The organism is Botrimarina hoheduenensis (genome assembly GCF_007859815.1).
Classification (GTDB): Bacteria; Planctomycetota; Planctomycetia; order Pirellulales; family Lacipirellulaceae; genus Botrimarina; species Botrimarina hoheduenensis.
On record NZ_SJPH01000002.1, the window covers coordinates 47,824 to 67,471 of the forward strand.

Genomic DNA, 19,648 nt, shown 5'->3' on the forward strand with positions numbered 1-19,648 from the left:
CCCCCCCGAGAGCGTCTACAACCTCGAGGTCCAGCTCGAACACGTCTACCGCGTTGGTGAAAGCGGACTGCTGGTGCATAATGGGAACTTAAACCCGGGATGCGCCGAGCTCTTATTCCACGAACGATCACTATCAAGGGACACAATCGATTCTATGGGCCCCTTCGACCAGTCGTTGAGCGACAAGAGTCCGATACGAGTGGTTAAAGATAGATTCGGAAACTACCACATCCTTGACGGGAATCATCGTGTGATGGCGGCGCGCGAACAAGAATTAGGCTTTATTGACGTCGAACTGTACACCGAACAAGAGTGGAAAGACTTCAGCGGATTAGATCTAAACAGGGGCGACGGCACCCGTAATCCCTTGGTTGAGTAACGGCTTTGGTTAGGAGCTGCTGTTGGGTTGGAACACCATTAGATACTGTTTGGTGCCCTCGGGTTACGCACTAGCACCTGAATGCGGAGGCAGCGTCGATACGTCCGTTCCCACAAAGCACCCTCGTGTTTTTGATGTCGTGAGAAGCTCCAACGCGAAAGCGTCGGTTGTGAGTCGTGTTTCGCTAGTGCAGACGCTCCGAATGCACGGCTTAAACGCCACAGTTGTCAAAGGAGGCTACGTCTGTTACAGCTGTGACGGAGTCGATGTATCTATTTACTGCGATGGTGTTGCGGTTAGGTCAGTAGATGCAACATTCTTGCTAGGAAAGAGCCGACCACGTTTGGATGATTGGGTCCGCCTTCTAGTGGATCTTTGCAGCAGTCACTCGCTGGTGTTGTTTAGTATGCAAGACGCCCAGATCGTTGATTCGTCTAGCATCACAGAGTCATTTACCGCCAATCCGAAGTGGGCGGAGTTTGAACAAAAGCTCTGGTAATCCGTAGGACCCCGATCATGCGACCAGCCATCTCGATCTTCCTACTCTTCGCCGGCGTTGCGTGCCTCTGGCGTGGTTTAAGCGTCACGGCGCCGGCTCATGAGCCTGTGCAGGCCCGCGCGACGCAAGTGTCGTTCTCCGTGCCTGAGGTCAGAGAGCAGCGGATCGAGACGATTCGCGTTGGCCAGCGGGTGTGGATCGGTGAAAACCCCTCGGCGGAGCGGGACCACCGGCTAGGCGTCGATATCGCCGATCCGTCGCAGTGGCGGAAGATGACGCTCCGCTGCCCGAAGCGGGACGGCACGATCGCCAGCGTGCAGATGCTCCGCCCCTCAGCATGGCTCACCGAGCGTGACGTGCAGGTCGGCGGCCGAGTCGATATCGAGGTTCCCGAGTGCGGCATTGAGGGGCTCGCTAGTGTCCTGGCGATTGAGCCCTGCCTGCAGATCGCCGTAGGCCCCGGGCGAGTCGTCACGGCGACGTTCCATCATCAGTCGGCCCGGACGTTCGACCTATCGATCGAGGGCGCTTCCGAGCCGATTGGCGTAACGGGCAACCACCCCGTCTGGTGCGAGGAGACGCGCGACTTCGTCCGGGTCGATACGCTCCGCCCGGGCGACCACGTCCGCACCACCGGCGGCCTGGCCCGCGTCGCGAGCCTCTCCCCCCGCGGCCCCCCCGAGAGCGTCTACAACCTCGAAGTCCAGCTCGAACACGTCTACCGTGTTGGCGAACTTGGATTGCTTGTGCACAATGCGTGTGCGAAACCGCAACAGCATCATGTGTTCCCGCAAGAGTTCCGGCACGAATTTGAAGATGGACTCAACATTCCTATCGACGACTACACGTTGCCTGTGCCTGTAGATCAACACAGAAAGATACACCCAAAGTGGAACGACAGGTGGCAAGAGTTCTTTGATGATGCCGCTGATGAGGGACGAACCCCAACTGCCAACGAAGCCAGAGATTTTGCAACTGAACTAATTGGTGAGTTCGAGCTAGACCAAATCGGACCATTCGTACCCTTTGGGAGGTAGCCTTGCAAGGCTGAGCAGACAATGGACGAAGGGCCAAAGAGTCTCGCACCCGAAGATGACAGTTTTCTGCCAGTCGAGGAAGTTATTACCCGGCTTCGGAAAGTATTTTCCTATGTAGTTGCAGATGCCGAAAAGGGAGCCGCGTCAATCGATGGAACGATTGAATACTACGAAAAAAGAAAGCGTCATTCGGTTGACGCAGATGAACATTACGACGCAATCATTGAGGAATTGAGGAGCCATCGGTCACGTAGTTACATGCTGACACTGGCTGATAGTGAAGACTATGGCGATGCCTATTTGACCACAGTAGTTGAACCCGATAAGCCAATTTTCTTTGGCTTCTCATCGCCTGAGCACGAACGCAAGGCTCTACCGATGGTGCAGCGATTCGCAGACGCCACCGGCTACGACATCGAATAGCTGCATGCACACTTGTCCGCCTGCAATGACTTGCGATACTCTCTTTCCCGAATCAGACGTTTATTTTGAAGTCGGCGAGGTCGTTATGAGGCTGCGACGTTCCCCCCTCAAACTGAGCCGGTCTGAATGAGAGAATCCCGCGCTGGGCGGCCCCCTGGCATGGAGGTTTTTTCGATGAAGCGAACGAGGCATACGACGGAGCAGATCATCGAGAAGCTGCGTCAGGCGGACGTGGCTCTTGGTAAGGGGGCGAAGAGCGTGGGACCGAGTACGACGAGTCGAGGGCGTGCCCTGCCTGCGGAACCGGTGCGCCGCAGGTGACGCCGCTACGACTTCCCGCGGGCCGTATCCCGAAGACGAAAGACTTCAGCCGCACCATTGCCGACGAGGTGGTGGTGTCACAGCGCGTGAAGGACGCCTTCGAAGAGTGCGGCGTCTCCGGAGCCAACTTCGCGACCGTCGTCTCGACGAGCCGTTCCAAGGGGTTTGTCGAGGGGCGCTACCAGTTTGAAGCGACCGAGGCGGCCGCGGAGGTGGCGCCTCCGACCGTGAGCGGGAACAAACCGTCTGACCTGGACACGGAGGGGGAGTACCGGTGCGCTCGGTGCGGCCTGCTGGGGCTTAACCTGTTATCGGAGCTGTCGGTTACCCGCGCGTCGGTGCTAGATCTAGATGTCCAAGCAACGCGGGCCTACGTCGGCCTCCGCTCGGGTCTGCTGCGGCCGAGACAGGTCGTGCTGGTGTCGCCGAAAGTCTATCGCCTTGCGAAGGAAATGAAGCTCAAGGGGGTTGCGTTCGAGATCGCCTACCTCGTGTAGTTGGTCGTTAGCAACCGTCACTTGGCCAATAGCCGGCACCTGAGCCGATAATTACCGTGGGGTTGTGAATCGCCTCCGCCCTTCGTCCGCCGCTCGTCGCCGCGCGATCTGCCTGAGCTATGCCAACGGTCTGCTGTGGGCCATCGGCAACGGCTTGGTGTCAAGCACGCTGGTCACGTACCTGGCCCTGCAGCTAGGCGCTAAGGGCGTCGCGATCAGTCTGATTATCGCCGCGCCGCGCGTGGCGGGGGTGCTGCGGCTGGCCGCTCCGGCGGTCTTCGCGTGGGGAGCGCAGCGGCGGATAGCCGGACGCTACTTCTGCGGCCGTAAGCCTCTGTGCCTTGGGGGGTATGTCGCCAGTGGTCTGATCCTGGTGCTGATTCCCTACGCGGCGATCCAGGCAAGCCGCTACGGTACGGGCTGGGGTGTCGCGGTCCTGGTGCTCAGTTGGGGGGCGTACCACTTGCTTGAGTACGCGGCGACGGTGGCGCTGTGGAGCTGGTTGGGAGACGTTTACCCGCGCGCCCTGCGGAGCCGCTTGGTCGCCGGCCGCGAGCGGTGGAAGCTTTACGGACGGGTGTTCGGCTTTGCGGCGAGTGTTGCGTTAACGGTTGCCTGGGAGGTCGGGCTGCCGGATTCGCCGCGGTGGACTCCCCTGGCCGCTTCGGCGAGCGTGGGAGCGTTGCTGCTGATCGTTGCCGCGGTGCCGTTGGCGGTGATGCCCTCGTGGTCGCACGCGCCCAGCGCGCGGCCCGTCGCCCCGGTTCGCACGCTGCTGGTGGCCCTTGCCGATCGACGCTATCGCAAGCTGCTGATGTACAGCGTTTCGTTTGCGCTCGCCAACGGGCTGACCGCTGCGGCGCAGGGGCTCTACCCGTGGCGCGTGCTCGGGATCGACTACCACACGATGGTGGGCTTGCGTGCCGGGCTGGGGGCGGGCCAAGCCGCCCTCACGCGCTCCAGCGGACGCTGGTTACAACGGCTGGGCGTGCGGCGAGTGATGACCGCCGCCCAGCTCACGGTTGCGCTGGGGCCGCTGTTTTTTTGGCTCGCGACGCCCGGCCCGCCGTGGTGGGCTCCGGCGTGGATCATCATGGCGTATGTCGCGTGGATCGCGTACGCGCCGCTGAACATCGGCCTGGACACGCTCAAGATCAGCTACGCCGACCCCTCGAACAACGCGCCGTATGTGGCGGTCTATTACACAGTGGGCGATCTGGCGAACGCCGCCGCGACCCTGCTCGGAGGGTGGCTCTGCGACCAGTTTATCAGCGCGGCCGACAGCTCCCTCGCGGGCTACGGCTGGCTGTTCCTGATCGGCTGGGCTGCGCGGACCGCGGTCGCGGGTTTCGCCTGGCGACTCGATGAGCCCGAACCACGGGATCGCCGCTAGCCGGCCAGGGCCACGCCCGCCGGGGCCCACTTCGTTTCAGCAAAGGCCTGATCGACCAACGACTTGCCGACCCGCACGGCCCGCTCACCGGCCGCCGCCAGCAGCGCAAAGTCGGCCAACCGCAGCACATGGCGTGGAACGCCGCGTGTTAGTTCGTGCAGCCGCACCAGCGCCTCGTCGTCGAACACCGGATCGAGTCGGCCGGCTTCCACCAGACAGGTCTGCACATAACCGATCGTGTCGTCCAGGCCCCACGGTGCGAGGTCGATCCGCAGATCGATCAGATGCAGCAGCGAGTCGCTCAGTCGTTCGAGCGAAGCGGGCGAGGTCGCCAAGATGATGGTCCACTGGGCACCCGGCGAGCTGTCGAGCCGCGCGAGCCTGACGAGCTGTTGCTGTGAGTCGGGGCCGAGCTCCTGCGCGTCGTCGATCAGCAGGACGGTTGCGCGGTCTTGCCAGCGGTTCTCGGCCAGCTGATCTTCGATCCGCCGCCAGAGCGTCATCTGTTGATCGGCACCATCAGGCGACGCACCGAGCCCCTCCGCCGTACGCCACAGCAGCTCGCGTGCGGTGAGTGCGACCGCGTCGATCGAGGCGACGGCCGCCCGCCGTTCGCCGGTCCGCTGCTCTTGGGCGATCGCGGTCAGGCATGTCGATTTGCCCACTCCCCGTCCGCCCAGCAGCACGCCCATCCGTCTCCGCTCGGTGATCAGGTAGTCCGCCCGCGCGGTCGCCTCGGCCAGTGGTTCCGTGGGGTAAGGGGTCTCGGGCGATGCCGCAAACGGCGAGCGATCCAGTCCCCAGTGCTGTAAGTACATAGCTAAGCTTCGGCGGTGAGGCAGAGGGCGGTGCGGAGGCGTTCCCGCTTCGGCATAATCGGTCGTTATGGTGAGGCGTCTTGATCGGCGTCGGCCAGGCCGTTCGCAAACTTGCTTGTGTGCTAGCAATCCCGCCCCACCTCTTCGCTTCGACGACACCGCCCCTATGTCTTCTCGGTTTTACTGCGAAACGCTCATCGATGGCGCTACCGCGACGCTCGACGGCCCCGAGGCCCACCACCTGCTGCATGTGATGCGCGGCAAGGTGGGCGATCGCCTGACGCTGTTCGACGGCTCGGGGGCGGAGTACGAGGCTCAAGTGACCGGTCTCACCCGCAGCGCCGCCACGCTAGCGGTGCTGGCGCGGGAAGCGATCGATCGTGAGCTGCCGTTCGCGCTCACGCTGGGCGTTGCGTTGCCCAAGGGGGATCGCCAGCGGGTGCTGGTCGAGAAGCTCACCGAGCTGGGCGTTACCCGCCTCACGCCGTTGCAGACCGAGCGGTCGGTTGTGGATCTCAAGGGGGGGGCGGTCGATAAACTCCGCCGCATGGTCGTCGAGGCGAGCAAGCAGTGTGGCCGGAATCGTCTGATGGGGATCGACGAGCCGCAGCGTTTGGCCGATTTTTTGACCGCCCCGGCCACAGGACCACGCCTGCTAGCGCATCCCAGCGGGTCGGTCTTTCCGCAGCGGATCGGCACCGATCCGGCGGTGATCGCGATCGGTCCCGAGGGGGGGTTCTCAGACGAAGAGGTCGCCGCCGCGCGGGGTGCCGGGTGGAGCGTGGCGACGTTCGGGCCGCGGATCCTGCGGATCGAAACCGCGGCGATCATGGCCGCCGCGTTGTGCGCGGCACCCGCTCATTCAGATTAGACTGAGGGGCTGGTTGCGGAGACCTTGGTTGAGGCCTAGCGAGCCGTTTTTTCCTTGAGGTAGCGATGCGTCGCGTGCTGGTGCGGATTCTTGTTGTGGCGTTCGCACCGGCGTTAACAGCCGGGGCTCAGCCCGTGGTGGATGGCCGACTGACGGGTGATACGTCGTTCTACGGGCCGGCGCGCTCGATTCAGAACACCAACACGCAGTACGGCAACGCCACGAACGGCGATCCGCGGCAAGCCACTGGCGGGTCGGAGATCGACGCCGTCTACGCGGCCGTTGTCGGCGATCGGTTGCACGTGCTTGTCGCGGGCAATCTGGAGAGCAACTACAACAAGCTGAGCGTTTTTATCGACAGTGAAGCGGGCGGGATGAATCAGGTCGAGGGAGCCGCCGCACCGGCGGGCGTTGATCCGTTCTGTTGCCCGAGTGCGCCAGCCGGTGCCGGCGCGTTGCAGGGGCTCAACGGTTTACGTTTCGACACGGGCTTCGCCGCCGATCACTTTGTGGGTTTCTCGAACGGTCCGGAAACCATCCTCGCGACCAACACCTCAACTTATTCCTTCTCGGCCTACTACGGCGATCTGACCGCGGGGCCAACGGGTCGCAAGTCGGCTGTTGGTTTTCAGCGCAACGCCGGCGGCGTTGAGCCGGGCCTCGCCCCGGGCGAACCAATCGATATGGCCAACAACGCGTGCAGCGGCGACGCCGATGTTGGGTGTACTCCTAACGCCCACCTGTTTGCCGAGCAGCGCGACCTGCTCAACGACATCGGTTTCCGCATGGCGATCGACAACAGCAACACGCAGGGCGTCAACGGCGGCTCGGGCGCGGCGACCGGCAATCCCCAGGCGGTTATGACGGGCATCGAGTTCTCGATTCCGTTGGCGGTTTTGGGCAGCCCGACGACCGATCTGCGGTTGGTCGCCTTCATCGGCAACAGCCAGTACAGCCACCTATCGAATCAGTTCTCGGGCGTCGGCGTGCTGCAAGGAAACCTGGGGGCTCCCGTCTCGTCGATCAATCTGGCGGCGATCGCTGGTGAGCAGTTCGTGACGATCCCCCACGCCTCGCTGGCGGGCGACTTCAACTACGACGGTCTTGTGGACACCGCCGACTACACGCTGTGGCGTGACGGGCTCGGCGCTTTTTACACGGCCAACCACTACGATGATTGGGTCAGCGGCTTCGCTGTTGCAAACGACGGGGCGGCGGCGATCGCGGTCCCCGAGCCGACGACCTCGGCCCTGCTCCTGCTTGCTGTGGGCGCTTATGCCCAGCGCTTACGCTCCGTGTCGCGTCGCTTGCGCGTAAGCACTGCCCGACGTTAACGACAAATTTTCTTCTGATTGCCAAAACGCCATGCGTTATCTGACACTCTCACTCGTCGCGTTGCTGAACGTTTTAACGGCCTGCGCGAACCCGATCACCGGAACGATCCCCACCTCGAGCTGGTCGGTCGAGATCGAAGACGTGGTCACTATCCCTGACAGCTTGGGGCAGAAGCCTCGGCTGGAGGATTTGGTGTTCGGCGGCGCGCCCGGCTTGGCGTACGTGCTCGATCAAAGCGGGCCGATTTACACGTTCGATCCGGCGTCGCCCAACCCGACCCCCGCGCTGTTCTTCAATCTCTACTCGGTAGTGAACAACGCCAACCTCGGCCCGCAGACCGGCTTGCGCGGCATGGCGTTCCATCCCGATTTCAACACGCCGGGTGCAGCTGGCTATCGGACTTTTTATACGTCGCACAGCCGCAACGCGTTCTCCGCGGCACCAGCCGGTCAGATTGCGCCCAAGTTCTTCAACTCGCCCCCCAACTTGAACCACGACTCTGCCCTCGGCGAATGGCGTGTCGATGCCGCGGGGGCCGTGATCCCTGGTTCCTACCGCGAGCTGATCCGCGTGGGGCAACCCTTTGACGATCACAACATCGGCCAGATCGGCTTCAACCCGAACGCGCAGCCGGGCGACGCAGACTACGGCAATCTGTATGTCGCGCTAGGCGATGGCGGTGGCGTGGGCGATCCGAACGGCCTGGCGCAGAACCTTTCCACCTCGGCCAGCGGCAGCAGCGGCAAAGGTTTCCCGCACGGATCGATCCTGCGTATCAATCCGATCGCCGCGGGGTCCGATCCGTTTCAGATTCCGGCCGATAACCCCTTTGTCGGTCAGCCGAGCACGATTCAAGAGGTGTGGGCTTACGGCCTGCGGAACCCGCACAAGTTCGTGTGGGACACGGCCGCCGAGCACAAGATGCTCATCTCGGACATCGGTCAGGGTAAGGTTGAAGAGATCAACCTGGGCGCGGCCGGAGCCAATTACGGCTGGGACCTGCGCGAGGGAACTTTCACGTTCATCAGCAACGGTGCCGTCGGCGCGCTGCCAGGCTCGCATCCGACCGACCCCTACACCTACCCGGTCGCGCAGTACGATCACGACCTCGACAACAACGGTTTCAACGACCACCTGTTCGCGGTGGTCGGCGGGCCGGTCTATCGGGGCGACGCGATCCCCGAGCTTCGCGGCCGCTATTTCTTCGGCGACTTCTCTGAGGAGAGCGTCCTCTGGTCGGTGAACATCGACGAGCTGGTCCAGCGCGACGACTTTACCAACCTCGCCAGCCTCGAGGGCGGTCATCTGGCACCGTTTGAGCAGGTGCGGCTTACGCGCAACGGCACCCCCACAACACTGCTCGATCTGATCCGCTCCGGCAGCGGCAACCCGGGTCTCAATCGCACGGATATCCGGCTGGAGGAGGGCCCCGATGGCGAGCTCTACGTGCTGAACAAACGCGACGGGGTGATCCGTCGGTTCGCTTCGACCACGGGATTGCTTGCTGGCGATTTCAACCAAGACGGACAGGTCGATGCCGCTGACTACACGGTATGGCGCGACCTGTTGGGTGTGCGTTACGAGCAGCGCGACTACGACGTCTGGGCCGCGGCCTACGGCCAATCGCTGCCCGGCCTGTCCGCCACCGTCCCCGAGCCCTCGGCGGGAGTGATCGGCCTGCTGGGCTGCGCGGTCGCGGCGGGCTTCAGGCGAACAGCGTCTGCTGGCTGAGCCCGCGCTCGTGCTCCAGCAGCCAGCGTTTGCGTTCTAGCCCGCCGCCGTAGCCACCCAGCGCGCCGCCCGTGTTGATCACCCGGTGGCACGGCACGAGGATCGAGATCGGGTTGGCTCCGTTGGCGGCACCCACGGCGCGCACCGCTTGGGGCTGGCCGATCGCCGCGGCGATCGCTGCATAGCTCCGCGTTTGGCCGATCGGGATCCGGCGCAGCTGCCGCCAAACACGCAGCTGAAACGGCGTGCCGGTCAGTTCGCAACGGGTGGCGAAGGGCGCGGCTACCCCGGAGAAGTAAGCCGTGAGCTCAGCTTCCAGGTTCTGAATGACGGGGTCGGTGCCGCTGCTGATCGGGGCGTGGAGCCGTTTCGCGAGCCGTGACAACTGTCGGGTGCGGCGCTGCTCATCGTCGAACTCGAGCATCCGCAGCGCCTCGCCGTCCGAGGCCACATGGACCACGCCGAGCGGCGTGGCGATCGTAGCGGTGACGAGTCGAGGGGCCGTCAAGACGTCCGTCATTCGGCAGTTGCCAGTTCTTTCAGTCGCAGGTTGCGCCAGCGGACCTGCTTGCCAACCTGTTCGGGCGTTCCGACCGCATGCACCTGGAGGGCGATGAAGCCGGTGGCGGTCAGATCATCCTGCAGGTCGGCCACCGCAACGCCGTTGATGAATGTCTTGATCGAGTCGCCGCGGGCTTCGATGCGGTAGCGGTTCCAGCCGGCCGGGTCGAAGGCGGCCCGCGCTGCGGCGTATGCGGACCCCTCGGGCTTCAAGAGCCATCCGCGCCGCGACTCGTCGTAGATCCCGCCCGAGAACGCGCGGGGCGTGGGGTCGATCTCGGCTTGGTAACCATGGACCACGCCCGCCGCGCAGTGCTTGGTGTAGGTACCGCCACTGCCGTCGACCAGCGTCATCGTGCAGGCCTTGTCGTAGCAGTTGCTACGGAACTGCACGCCAGAGTTGAGAACCGGATCGACCTGCACCTCAAACTCAAGCACAAAATCCGTGTAGTCGCGCTCGGTGCACAGAAACGAGTTGGGGGTGCCTTTGACGCTAGTGCCGACGATCTGCGGTCCGCCCTCGGCCTTGGCGTCGATCGTGTAGATCGCCTTGCCTCCGCGTTGGGTCCAGCCGGCGAGCGAGACGCCGTCGAACAAGTCGGCGAAGCCGTCGTCAGCTCCTCGCACAGGAGCCGCGAAAACCGCCAGAATTAAAATTGCAGCAAAGGGGCGTAGCATCGGGGGGGTGTTTCCGGTTGGCGGACAAGATGCGCGGCGGCGGGGCACCCCGCTCCACAACGCAGCTCATTCTACGCCAAACGGCGGGCCAATGCGCACCGGGCACCCCGCGATCGCACCGGGTCGCCTCCGGTGCCGTTATCCCCTGCTGCTGAATAGCTTTTTCAGAGCTTCAGGATCAGCAGCGCCGAGTAGTTCAGGTTGTGGGGCGAAACGCCCTCCGGATCGCTGTCGTAGCGGTCGGTTGCCGAGAACTTGAGGCTCATGTTCGACGGCTGGTTGAGCTCGATCTCCAGCCCCACGTCGGACAGCACGCGGTACGCGTTGAAGTCTTCCCACTCCGGGAAGTAATCCATTTTGGCGTAAAATTTCTTGCCTTCGGTCAGCTTCAACTCGTAGTTGATACCAAAGTTGGCTTCTGCCACCCACTCGTCGCGCGAGCCGCCGAACTCACGCGAGGCACCCGTACCTAAGCTGGTGGTGAGCTGGTTGCGTTCGGTCTTCAACCACCGATAACCCACACCGCTGTTCACGTTGAAGTTGATGTCGAACGCCTGAAACTCGTCGTAGAAGGTCTGCGACATCAGGAAGATCGTCCACGGCGAGTCGCCGAACAGCCAGTCGTAGCGGACGTCCAGCAGCGCGTTGCTCTGGATCTCAATGCCCTCGCTGTTGGTCTTGTTGTAGTACAGGGTCGAGTTGAACTTGTAGTCGTCCCCCGCGCGTTTGATAAAGCCGCCCGTGCGGAAGCTGACCGATTCGCTCGTGCCGCTCGCCCCGTTGAGGCCCAGCTCAAAGCCTGAGTCCCACGGTGTTGGCCCAAACCAGTAGCTCGGTTGGTACCAGTTGAGCACCACTTCCGGCTCGGCCGGATCAACGCCCGTGAGCGCATCGCTTGAGGCCGAGGTTGTCCCCTCGACGACCGAAACGGTGGCGTCTGAGCTGCCTGCCGATAGGCTCGGTCCATCGGGCAGCGGTGCCAGTAGCTGCTCATAGGTGAGCATGCCGTTGGCATCGGGGTATGGCAGGGGTTGCGCTCCGGCTTGCGGAGCCAGCAGTGCCAGCAGCGATATCACGCCGAACCAGCGGCGCGCAGCAGTCGTGCGATTCATGCGGGCCAAATAACGCAAACCTCGCGCACGACGCAAGCCGGAGATGCGCAACTTAAGCGCTGTTTGCCAAGGGATCGGCGCTCATCGCAGCTTTACAGGGCGATTCCCAGCAGCCGTGAGATATCGAGCGTAAAGACCATGGCCATCAGCCCCAGCAAGAACACCAGCCCCGCCACGTGCAGCGCGACCATAATGCGCTCGTTGGCGGGCTTGCCGGTGAGGCCTTCGTAAGCCAGGAACAGCATGTGACCGCCGTCGAGAACCGGGATTGGCAGAAAGTTGATCACGGCGAGGTTCGCGCTGAACATGGTGAGCGTCATTAGCAGCGGGCCCCAGCCCTCGAACGCGCTCTGACCGGTCACTTTCGCGATCATCACGGGTCCGCCCAACGCTTTAACGGAGACCTGGCTGCCGAGCTTCTGCAGCAAGCGGAAGATGCCCGACAGCTGCGAGAGCGTTTCGTTGTAGGCCAGCTTCGAGCGTTCAGCCCACGAGTCGGTCCGGCGGGTCTCGCTCAGTTGTTCCAGCTCGATGCCGCGGGGAGACCAGTAAGCGTCTTCCACGGACTCGGGTTTGAGCGACACCGTGCGGGTGGCGTCTCCCTCGCCGGTGGCCATCTGCAGCTCGACGCGGAAGTCGGGACCCTGGTCTTGCAGGGCCCAGAGCACCTCGGGCCACGCCTGCTTGCCGCCGCTCAGCTCGATCGAAATCCGCTGGGGAGCCTGCGTTTTTTTCGCTTCCGATTTGCCGAACCCCACGAGTGTCGCTTTGAGCAGCTCGGCACCGGGGGCAATGCCTTCGCGTGCGGCCGGGCTGCCCGGCACTACGGCCGCGATCGTGGGGCTTAGTGAGCAGGCCACGCCGAGCGCTTCGATGCTGGCGGGCGTCTCGCCGCCCGGTGCCCCTTCCCAGGTTACGGGTCGCGGAATCACGCTCAGCGTCACGGGAGCGGTCTCTCCGTCGCGCTGGAGGGTGACGGCCACGCTCTGTTGCGCCGCCGCCGCGGGGGCGAGCCGATCGTCGAGTGTGAGCGGGTCCAGGGCCGCCTCGGTATCCGAATCGGACAAGGCACCCTCTTCCTCTTCGAAGCCGGCGAGCCTAACGCCATCGATCGCGACGATCTGATCGCCCACCTTGAAGCCGGCCGCCGCCGCGGGCGAGTCCGCTTGCACGGCGCTCACGGGACCGAGCGTCAGCACAACTCCCAGCCCTTCCATGGGGTTCGGTGGGAGCGAAACGGAGACAGACTCTGTCGTGTCGCCCTTGACGCGTTGGAGCGTGTAGGTGAGTGGCTCCGATTTGTTGAGACGCGACAAACGGGCGATATCCGCGTAAGAAGCAACCGGCTCTGCGTTGATGGCGGTGATCAGGTCGCCGGCTTGAAAGTCGGTTCCTTCGGCTGGCGTGAACGGTCGTGTCGTTGAATCGCCACGCTGGGCCACTTCGGCCGTCACCGACGAGGCCACCTGGATCATCGGTGCCAAACCAACGATGTTCGGCTTCACGACGAAGTCTTCGACCGCCCCGTCGGCGCGTTTCACGCGCATCGGCAGGCCGGCCTCGAGGTCGGCAAGGATCACGGCTTGCTGCAGCTGGCGGTAGGTGGGGTTGGGCTGACCAGCGAGATCGATGATCCGATCGCCGGTGCGCAAGCCCGCCTCCCAGGCGGCTCCGCCCGGGGTGGCAGATCCCACCACCGCCGGCGTCTCGGGAACGCCCACGCCGTACGCGATCCAAGCGAACAGGAACGCGAAGATCACGTTCATGATCACTCCCGCCGAGATGATCGCCATCCGCTGCGGGACGCTCTTAGCGAGATAGCTGCGCCGATCAACCCACAGCTTTTCGCCTCCCGGGCCGGTGATCTGCTTGGCGTGGGGCGAGCCCTCGAGCTGCTTGGACTGTTCGATCTGATCGGCCAGGTTCGCCACGTTGTCGTCCTGCCCGAACATCTTCACGTAGCCGCCCAGCGGCAGGGCACCGATGCCGTACTCGGTTTCGCCGATCTTGCGGCTGATCTTGTAGCCGCCGACGTCGAAGCCAATGAAGAACTTGTCACAGCGCACACCGCAGAGCTTTGCCACGGCAAAGTGGCCTAGCTCGTGGACGAAGATCACAAAGCCCAGCGCGAGCGCTGTGATACCGATGACCATCGCCGTATTGAGCAGGTCGGCCAGCGCGGCGAGCGGTAACAGCGAGAGAACGAGATCCATAAAAACCGGTCGTTGCGAGGGGCAGCGTGTGAGAGCAAGGGGTTGGCAGTCGGGCACGGAGCCCGCCGATGAGCCGGACGTCCGCTAGGCGCACACCCAGGTGTGGATCTCTTCACGTGCCCATCGGTCAAGCTCCACTAGTTGATCGAGGGTCGGATTCGCATCGTGATCGTGCGCTTCGAGGATGCTCCGGCAGGCGGGCACGATCTCAGTGAAGTGCAACTCCCCTTCCAGGAAGGATTGCACCGCGGCTTCGTTCGCCGCGTTCAGCACCGCGCCGCTAGTGCCCCCCGCACCAGCGCACTGGAAACCCAGTTCGAGAGCCGGAAAACGATCGAAGTCGGCGGGCTCGAAGTCCAGGTGATGGCGTCGGGTCCAGTCGAGTTTCTCGGCCGGTCCGGGCAGCCGTTGCGGATAGTCCAGGGCGTACTGAATGGGCAACCGCATGTCGGGGGGGCCGAGCTGCGCAACGATCGAGCCATCGACGTATTCCACCATCGAGTGGATCGTCGATTGAGGATGAATCACCACGCCGATCTTCTCCACGGGCAGATCGAACAGCCACCGCGCCTCGATCACCTCGAGCGCCTTATTCATCATGGTGGCGGAGTCGATCGTGATCTTGGGACCCATGTCCCAGGTGGGGTGCGCTAGCGCTTCGTCGATCGTCACCTGGGCCAGTTGCTCGCGCGACCAGGTGCGGAACGGCCCGCCGCTGGCGGTGAGCACGATGCGTTCCACCTCGGAACCCTTGCCGCAACCCAGCGACTGAAAAATCGCGCTGTGCTCGCTATCGACAGGGATCAGCTCGGCGACTTTGCCATTGGCCAGGGCCGCGTTTTTGCAGCTCGTTGGTTGGTCAAGCATACGCCGCACCAGCGGGCCAGCCATCACCAGTGTTTCTTTGTTCGCCAGCGCAACACGCTTCTTGGCCCGCAACGCGGCGAGCGTGCTGTGCAGGCCCGCGCTGCCGACAATGGCTGCTAGCACCGTGTCGACTTCCGCATCGGCCGCGACCCGCTCGAGCGCCTCGGGGCCGACGAGCAGCTCGGTGTTCTTCGGCAGGCCGCTCCAGGCATGCTCGGCAGCGGCCTGCGGGTCGGTGGCGATCACAAACCGTGGTGCCAGCTCCTGCGCCTGCTCTTCCAAACGATCCAGCCGATGGTGGGCTGAAATCGCTACCGCACGCAATCGGCCGCGGCTCGCACGGATCACCTCCAGGGCGTTGCGGCCGATGCTGCCGGTCGAGCCAAACACGGCGACGCCGCGCGGTGAGTCGCTGAGAGAAGCAGCCATGGCCGGTGCCAACGAGGAAGGGATGCGGAGAAAGAACGAGCGGACGGGCCGACCGAGCGGAAAAAGCTGAGCGACGCAGCGGGGCCGATTCCTGGGCGACTGCCAGCAGACGGTCGTTCGCGACCCCTCACCAAGAGCCTCGAAGCGAACCGATTGGGAGGCTTACGCGGATGCGGAGAGTCAGAGCATGCCAGCAGCTGCCAGGCACCCCCCAGCGACCGCTACTCGTGCGCTAATCTCTTGCTAGGCTTAACTTTGCAGCGTGTAAGCAGGCGATTCTAAGGCTGCTCGCAGTCTCCGGCAAGGCGAACCGCGTTCGCCCCTACCGAACCGAACCGGCCGCGCTTGCGTTGAGCCAGCAGAGACCCGGGGGGTGAGGGCCTTGGTGATGGCTGCGGTAAGCTTTCGGAACCCCCCGCCACAGCGACGCTCCGGTTGACACGCTCCGGGTTACGTCACGACCACCGAACCTCGATCCATCGAACCTATGAGCCAGCCCACGCCCGAGTCGCCCCAGAACGACGCCAAGAAGTCCGCTCCCCAAGGCGGCAACTTTATTTGGTATCTGCTGGCGGTCGGGGTCAGTTTGATGCTCTTGGTGACGCTGCTGGGCGGTCCCGGAGCCGTCGAGATCCCCTGGTCGACCTTCGAAAAGCTGGTCGCGGAGAAGTCGGGCGTGACGACCATGATCGACCGAACGGTCGATCCGCCGCGCGAGGTGAAGCTCTCGAATCTGCAAGCGGTTGTCGTTGACGATCGACAGGTTACCGGCAAAGTCGATCGGCTGATCCTTGGCGGGGCCGACGGTACCGCCGCCGAGCCGTCCGCCGACGGCAAACCGGTGGTTGCCAAGCCCGAGACGGTTCGCTTCCGCGTCAACTGGAACCCGAACAACGACCGTGTCGGCCCGATGCTCCGCGATGCCGAGATCCCCTACGACAACGCCTCGATGCCCAGCCCGCTGCTGAACTGGGCTCCGACGCTCTTGATGACGGCCCTCTTCGTGGGCCTGATGATCTTCATGCTCCGCCGACTGGGCGGTGCTGGTTCGCCGATGGCGTTCGGACGCAGCCGCGGCAAGCTCGTCGCCCAAGAAGACCTGGATGTGACGTTCGACGACGTTGCCGGGATCGAAGAGGCGGTCGAGGAGCTGCGCGAGGTTGTCGACTTTCTCAAGAACCCCGAACGCTATCAGCGTTTGGGGGGGCGGATCCCCAAGGGGGTGCTGCTGGTCGGTCCTCCCGGCACCGGCAAAACCCTGCTCAGCAAGGCGGTGGCCGGCGAGGCGGGCGTGCCGTTCTTCTCGCTCAGCGGTTCGGACTTTGTCGAGATGTTTGTCGGTGTTGGTGCCGCGCGCGTGCGCGACATGTTCCAGCAGGCTGAGCAGCGTGCGCCGTGTATCGTCTTCATCGATGAACTCGACGCTCTGGGCAAAACACGCGGCAACGGTGCCATGGGCAGCCACGACGAACGTGAGCAGACGCTCAACGCCCTGCTCGTCGAGATGGACGGCTTCGGCAGCAACAGCGGCATCATCGTCATGGCCGCGACGAATCGGCCCGAGACGCTCGACCCCGCCTTGCTCCGTCCCGGACGGTTCGATCGCAATGTGCTGGTTGATCGCCCCGACGTGTCGGGCCGCGAGGAGATCCTCGAAGTCCACCTGCAGAAGATCAAAGTCGATAGCGATGTCGATGTAAAAGCCCTCGCCGCCATTACCAGCGGATTCGTCGGTGCCGACCTGGCGAACATGGTCAACGAGGCGGCGCTGCTCGCCGCCCGCAACGGCAAGGACCTCGTTGGCAAGGTGGAGTTCTACGAGGCCGTCGAGCGTGCCAGCATCGGCTTGGAGAAGAAAAGCCGCATCATGTTGGACGAAGAAAAGCAGCGCCTCGCCGTCCACGAAGCGGGTCACGCCCTGGTTGCCTACTCGCTGCCCAACACCGATCCGGTCCACAAGGTCTCGATCATCCCCCGCGGTCTGAGCGCGCTGGGCTACATGCAGCAGCGGCCCGAGCACGATCGTTACATGATGACCCGCAGCCAGATGGAGAGCCGCATCCAAGTGATGCTCGGCGGCACGCTCGCCGAGGAATTGGTGCTCGACGACATCGGCACTGGCGCAAGCAACGACCTGGAGCGCGCCACCGAAGCGGCCCGCAGCATGGTCATGGACTACGGCATGAGCCGTCTGGGCCGTATCAACTACCGCGAGCGTTCCAACGGCTTCTTAGGCAGCGAGGGCGGCGGTGCCTCGAACCATAGCGAGCAGACCGCCCGCGAGATTGACGAAGAAGTCAAACGGATCCTCAGCGTGAATCTCGAAGCCGCGCGGCACATCCTCGCCAGCCGCCGCCCGGCGCTCGACGCGGTCACCGCCGCGCTGCTGGAAAAGGAAGTCATCGACTCGGAGCAGCTGGAAGAGCTGATCCAGCAGGCAAGCCCCGAACCCAAGATCGTGCCGGGCACCGATGCCGAGCGAAAGGCCCCCGCCACCCCCGCTGCGGCAAAGCCGGCAGACGGCGAAGCCGCCGAGGGGTGAAGGCTTCAGATGATCCGCTAGAGGATCGCGGGCACCTCACGCGAACTTGTGCGTTGCGACTGTTATTGGCTTGGTGCCTATTCGACTTCCTGCACGAAATCTGGTTGTTTTTCTTTGAGCACGACGGTGTCGCGTTCTACGCTGAGCGACCACACGTTGGTGTCGCGGTCGTTGCTACAGCCGTGGTGATCGCCGTCGTTTGGCACTTGCTACAACGGCAAAGTGAGACATAGGAGAACCGCTCAAGCAGGGAGCAGTAGCCATGCGGAGCGCCTGTTGTTGTCAGCGACACCGACAGCCGGCCGACGCGATTCGGTCGGCAGGCATCGCCTAACGCGACCGAACGTCGGTGCTGCCCGTTAAAGCCTTTTCGGCGACTGAAGTAAGCCGCCTTACAGCAGGTACCCCTCTTCCTCGTGGTCGACGATGTCCAGGCCGCGGCGTTCGCCTTCTTCGTCGATGCGCAAGCCGACCGTGATATCGACGATCTTCAGCAGGACGTAGGTCGCGACCACGCTGAAGACCCACGTTACCGCCGTCGCGCAGAGCTGGCCCCCCATGACTGACTCGCCGTACGAGCTCGCTTCGAGCAGGCCGAGCGGCTTGCCCTCCGCGATGTCCCAGTGGGCCCGGGTGGCGAACACGCCGGTGAGGATCGCGCCCAGTGTGCCGCCGACGCCGTGTACGCCGAAGGCGTCCAGCGCGTCGTCGTAACCCAACTTGTTCTTTACACCCACGGCCCAGGCGCAGACAAACCCTCCCGCGGCACCCATCACGAGCCCCGACATCGGCGAAACAAACCCCGCCGCTGGAGTGACGCACACCAGGCCGGCTACCGCGCCCGAGGCGGCACCCAGCACGCTCGGCTTGCCGCGCGTGAGGCACTCGTAGGCGACCCACGCCAGCACGCCGGCAGCAGCACCAAAGTGCGTGACGACAAACGCGCTGGCGGTCAGGTGATCGCTCAGCAGCTCGCTCCCGGCGTTGAAGCCGAACCAGCCGACCCACAGCATGCCCGCCCCGATCGCCGTGTAGGTCAGGTTGTGGGGCCGCATGTCTTCGTGGCCGAAGCCCTTGCGACGCCCGATCATCAGCGCGCAGATCAGCGCAGAAATGCCCGAGCTGATGTGAACCACGGTGCCGCCGGCAAAGTCGAGGGCTCCGCCCCCCCACGACTTCTCACCGCCGAAGGCCAAGATTCCGCCGTCCCATACCCAGTGGCACAACGGGCAGTAGACGAACGTGCCCCACAGCAGACAGAACAGCGCCATCGCCGAAAACTTCATCCGCTCAGCAAAGGCACCGCAGATGAGCGCGGGGGTGATGATGAAGAACATCCCCTGAAACACCATGTGCGTTAGCAGCGGGATCGAGTCGGCGAACATCGGTTCGATTGCCACACCGGCGGCTTCGTCCCAGGTGCGCGAGACGCCCGCCATCCGCATGTACTGGTCGTTGCCGATGTACGGGTTCTCGCCGTTATCGTTGCCGCCGAACGCTAGGCTGTAGCCATACATGGCCCACACGACGGTCATCATGCCCATCAGGAACAGGCACTGCATGAGCACGCTCAGCACGTTCTTGCGCCGCACGAGGCCGCCGTAGAACATCGCCAGGCCGGGCACGGTCATGAAAAGCACCAGCGCGCAGCTGGTGAGCATCCAGGCGTTGTGGCCTGCGAGGCTGGCGGCCTCGACCCCGGCGGCAACCTCTTCGAGCGTCGGAGGCTCAGCGGAAGCCGCCCCACCGATTGCCAAAAACGCCAAGAGTGCCGTCGCGGTAAGCGCCGTAAAACGCGATGCCTGAGTCATCGTCGCCGCCTGAGGAGGGAAAGAACCAAAAAGATATGCCACCGGCCTGTCCGCACGGCCGCAACAGGCGGCACGGACGGGGGCGAGCTTATCTTGGCTCCCATGCGACGGATCGGCAACGGGCTGCTGGC

At 63.8% G+C, this 19,648-nt stretch carries 17 protein-coding genes; 10 read left to right on the top strand and 7 right to left on the bottom strand.

Translation table 11 applies throughout. The features are described 5' to 3' along the window. From Pla111_RS17405 to Pla111_RS04060, 5 genes are all read left to right on the top strand, one after another. Positions 1–379, top strand: a 379-nt coding sequence (locus tag Pla111_RS17405) for a ParB/Srx family N-terminal domain-containing protein (RefSeq protein WP_231930712.1), incomplete at its 5' end; no start/stop codon positions are given. A gap of 516 nt (positions 380–895) precedes the next feature. Beyond that, positions 896–1,915, top strand: a complete 1,020-nt coding sequence (locus tag Pla111_RS04045; protein ID WP_146571670.1) for a DUF2380 domain-containing protein — start codon at positions 896–898, stop codon at positions 1,913–1,915. Between the two features lie 21 nt (positions 1,916–1,936). After that, positions 1,937–2,338 (top strand): hypothetical protein, encoded by a 402-nt coding sequence (locus tag Pla111_RS04050; RefSeq protein WP_146571672.1) that lies wholly within the window; start codon positions 1,937–1,939, stop codon positions 2,336–2,338. A gap of 317 nt (positions 2,339–2,655) precedes the next feature. After that, positions 2,656–3,156 carry a hypothetical protein gene (locus Pla111_RS04055; protein ID WP_146571674.1) on the top strand — a complete coding sequence of 167 codons (501 nt, stop codon included), beginning with the start codon at positions 2,656–2,658 and terminating at the stop codon, positions 3,154–3,156. 64 nt (positions 3,157–3,220) lie between these two features. After that, on the top strand, positions 3,221–4,549 hold the full coding sequence (locus Pla111_RS04060) for an MFS transporter (RefSeq protein WP_146571676.1): 1,329 nt from the start codon (positions 3,221–3,223) through the stop codon (positions 4,547–4,549). Here Pla111_RS04060 and Pla111_RS04065 read toward each other — a convergent pair. Continuing rightward, on the bottom strand, positions 4,546–5,367 hold the full coding sequence (locus Pla111_RS04065; protein ID WP_146571678.1) for an AAA family ATPase: 822 nt from the start codon (positions 5,365–5,367) through the stop codon (positions 4,546–4,548). The genes Pla111_RS04060 and Pla111_RS04065 overlap by 4 nt on opposite strands. 166 nt (positions 5,368–5,533) lie before the next feature. Between Pla111_RS04065 and Pla111_RS04070 the strand changes: the two genes are divergently transcribed. From Pla111_RS04070 to Pla111_RS04080, 3 genes are all read left to right on the top strand, one after another. Then, a complete protein-coding gene (locus Pla111_RS04070) occupies positions 5,534–6,238 on the top strand; it encodes a 16S rRNA (uracil(1498)-N(3))-methyltransferase (protein ID WP_146571680.1) in 705 nt (234 codons plus the stop codon). Positions 6,239–6,303: 65 nt separating this feature from the next. After that, positions 6,304–7,572: a hypothetical protein gene (locus tag Pla111_RS04075; protein WP_146571682.1), complete on the top strand. Its 1,269-nt coding sequence runs from the start codon at positions 6,304–6,306 to the stop codon at positions 7,570–7,572. Positions 7,573–7,603: 31 nt separating this feature from the next. Then, entirely contained in the window at positions 7,604–9,304 is a 1,701-nt protein-coding gene (locus tag Pla111_RS04080; protein ID WP_146571684.1) for a PQQ-dependent sugar dehydrogenase, read from the top strand. Here Pla111_RS04080 and Pla111_RS17610 read toward each other — a convergent pair. The 5 genes from Pla111_RS17610 to dxr form a co-directional block, all read right to left on the bottom strand. Further along, complete coding sequence (locus tag Pla111_RS17610; protein ID WP_146571686.1) at positions 9,279–9,824, bottom strand: methylated-DNA--[protein]-cysteine S-methyltransferase; 546 nt, start codon at positions 9,822–9,824, stop codon at positions 9,279–9,281. The two genes, Pla111_RS04080 and Pla111_RS17610, sit on opposite strands and share 26 nt — an antisense overlap. Beyond that, positions 9,821–10,543 carry a 3-keto-disaccharide hydrolase gene (locus tag Pla111_RS04090; protein WP_146571688.1) on the bottom strand — a complete coding sequence of 241 codons (723 nt, stop codon included), beginning with the start codon at positions 10,541–10,543 and terminating at the stop codon, positions 9,821–9,823. Before Pla111_RS04090 ends, Pla111_RS17610 begins: the two co-directional genes overlap by 4 nt. A 164-nt stretch (positions 10,544–10,707) precedes the next feature. Beyond that, entirely contained in the window at positions 10,708–11,655 is a 948-nt protein-coding gene (locus Pla111_RS04095; RefSeq protein ID WP_146571690.1) for a DUF481 domain-containing protein, read from the bottom strand. Positions 11,656–11,747: 92 nt separating this feature from the next. Then, on the bottom strand, positions 11,748–13,868 hold the full coding sequence (locus Pla111_RS04100; protein ID WP_146571692.1) for a site-2 protease family protein: 2,121 nt from the start codon (positions 13,866–13,868) through the stop codon (positions 11,748–11,750). 84 nt (positions 13,869–13,952) lie between these two features. Then, the gene (gene dxr, locus Pla111_RS04105; protein WP_146571694.1) at positions 13,953–15,164 is read right to left on the bottom strand and encodes a 1-deoxy-D-xylulose-5-phosphate reductoisomerase; all 1,212 of its coding nucleotides are present in this window, start codon (positions 15,162–15,164) and stop codon (positions 13,953–13,955) included. A gap of 487 nt (positions 15,165–15,651) precedes the next feature. Here dxr and ftsH point away from each other — a divergent pair, with 487 nt between their 5' ends. After that, positions 15,652–17,706: an ATP-dependent zinc metalloprotease FtsH gene (gene ftsH / locus Pla111_RS04110; RefSeq protein ID WP_146571696.1), complete on the top strand. Its 2,055-nt coding sequence runs from the start codon at positions 15,652–15,654 to the stop codon at positions 17,704–17,706. Positions 17,707–17,759: 53 nt separating this feature from the next. Continuing rightward, positions 17,760–17,939: a hypothetical protein gene (locus Pla111_RS04115; protein WP_146571698.1), complete on the top strand. Its 180-nt coding sequence runs from the start codon at positions 17,760–17,762 to the stop codon at positions 17,937–17,939. A 159-nt stretch (positions 17,940–18,098) separates the two neighbouring features. Here the strand turns inward: Pla111_RS04115 and Pla111_RS04120 are convergent, their stop codons facing one another. Beyond that, complete coding sequence (locus tag Pla111_RS04120) at positions 18,099–19,517, bottom strand: ammonium transporter (RefSeq protein WP_146571700.1); 1,419 nt, start codon at positions 19,515–19,517, stop codon at positions 18,099–18,101. Positions 19,518–19,648: the final 131 nt, after the last annotated feature.

Excerpts from the sequence above, each read along its gene's own strand:
- Pla111_RS04045 (WP_146571670.1), top strand. The coding sequence starts at position 896 with ATGCGACCAGCCATCTCGATCTTCCTACTCTTCGCCGGCGTTGCGTGC.
- Pla111_RS04050 (WP_146571672.1), top strand. The coding sequence starts at position 1,937 with ATGGACGAAGGGCCAAAGAGTCTCGCACCCGAAGATGACAGTTTTCTG.
- Pla111_RS04065 (WP_146571678.1), bottom strand. The coding sequence starts at position 5,367 with ATGTACTTACAGCACTGGGGACTGGATCGCTCGCCGTTTGCGGCATCG.
- Pla111_RS04070 (WP_146571680.1), top strand. The coding sequence starts at position 5,534 with ATGTCTTCTCGGTTTTACTGCGAAACGCTCATCGATGGCGCTACCGCG.
- Pla111_RS04075 (WP_146571682.1), top strand. The coding sequence starts at position 6,304 with ATGCGTCGCGTGCTGGTGCGGATTCTTGTTGTGGCGTTCGCACCGGCG.
- Pla111_RS04080 (WP_146571684.1), top strand. The coding sequence starts at position 7,604 with ATGCGTTATCTGACACTCTCACTCGTCGCGTTGCTGAACGTTTTAACG.
- Pla111_RS17610 (WP_146571686.1), bottom strand. The coding sequence starts at position 9,824 with ATGACGGACGTCTTGACGGCCCCTCGACTCGTCACCGCTACGATCGCC.
- Pla111_RS04090 (WP_146571688.1), bottom strand. The coding sequence starts at position 10,543 with ATGCTACGCCCCTTTGCTGCAATTTTAATTCTGGCGGTTTTCGCGGCT.
- Pla111_RS04095 (WP_146571690.1), bottom strand. The coding sequence starts at position 11,655 with ATGAATCGCACGACTGCTGCGCGCCGCTGGTTCGGCGTGATATCGCTG.
- Pla111_RS04100 (WP_146571692.1), bottom strand. The coding sequence starts at position 13,868 with ATGGATCTCGTTCTCTCGCTGTTACCGCTCGCCGCGCTGGCCGACCTG.
- dxr (WP_146571694.1), bottom strand. The coding sequence starts at position 15,164 with ATGGCTGCTTCTCTCAGCGACTCACCGCGCGGCGTCGCCGTGTTTGGC.
- ftsH (WP_146571696.1), top strand. The coding sequence starts at position 15,652 with ATGAGCCAGCCCACGCCCGAGTCGCCCCAGAACGACGCCAAGAAGTCC.
- Pla111_RS04120 (WP_146571700.1), bottom strand. The coding sequence starts at position 19,517 with ATGACTCAGGCATCGCGTTTTACGGCGCTTACCGCGACGGCACTCTTG.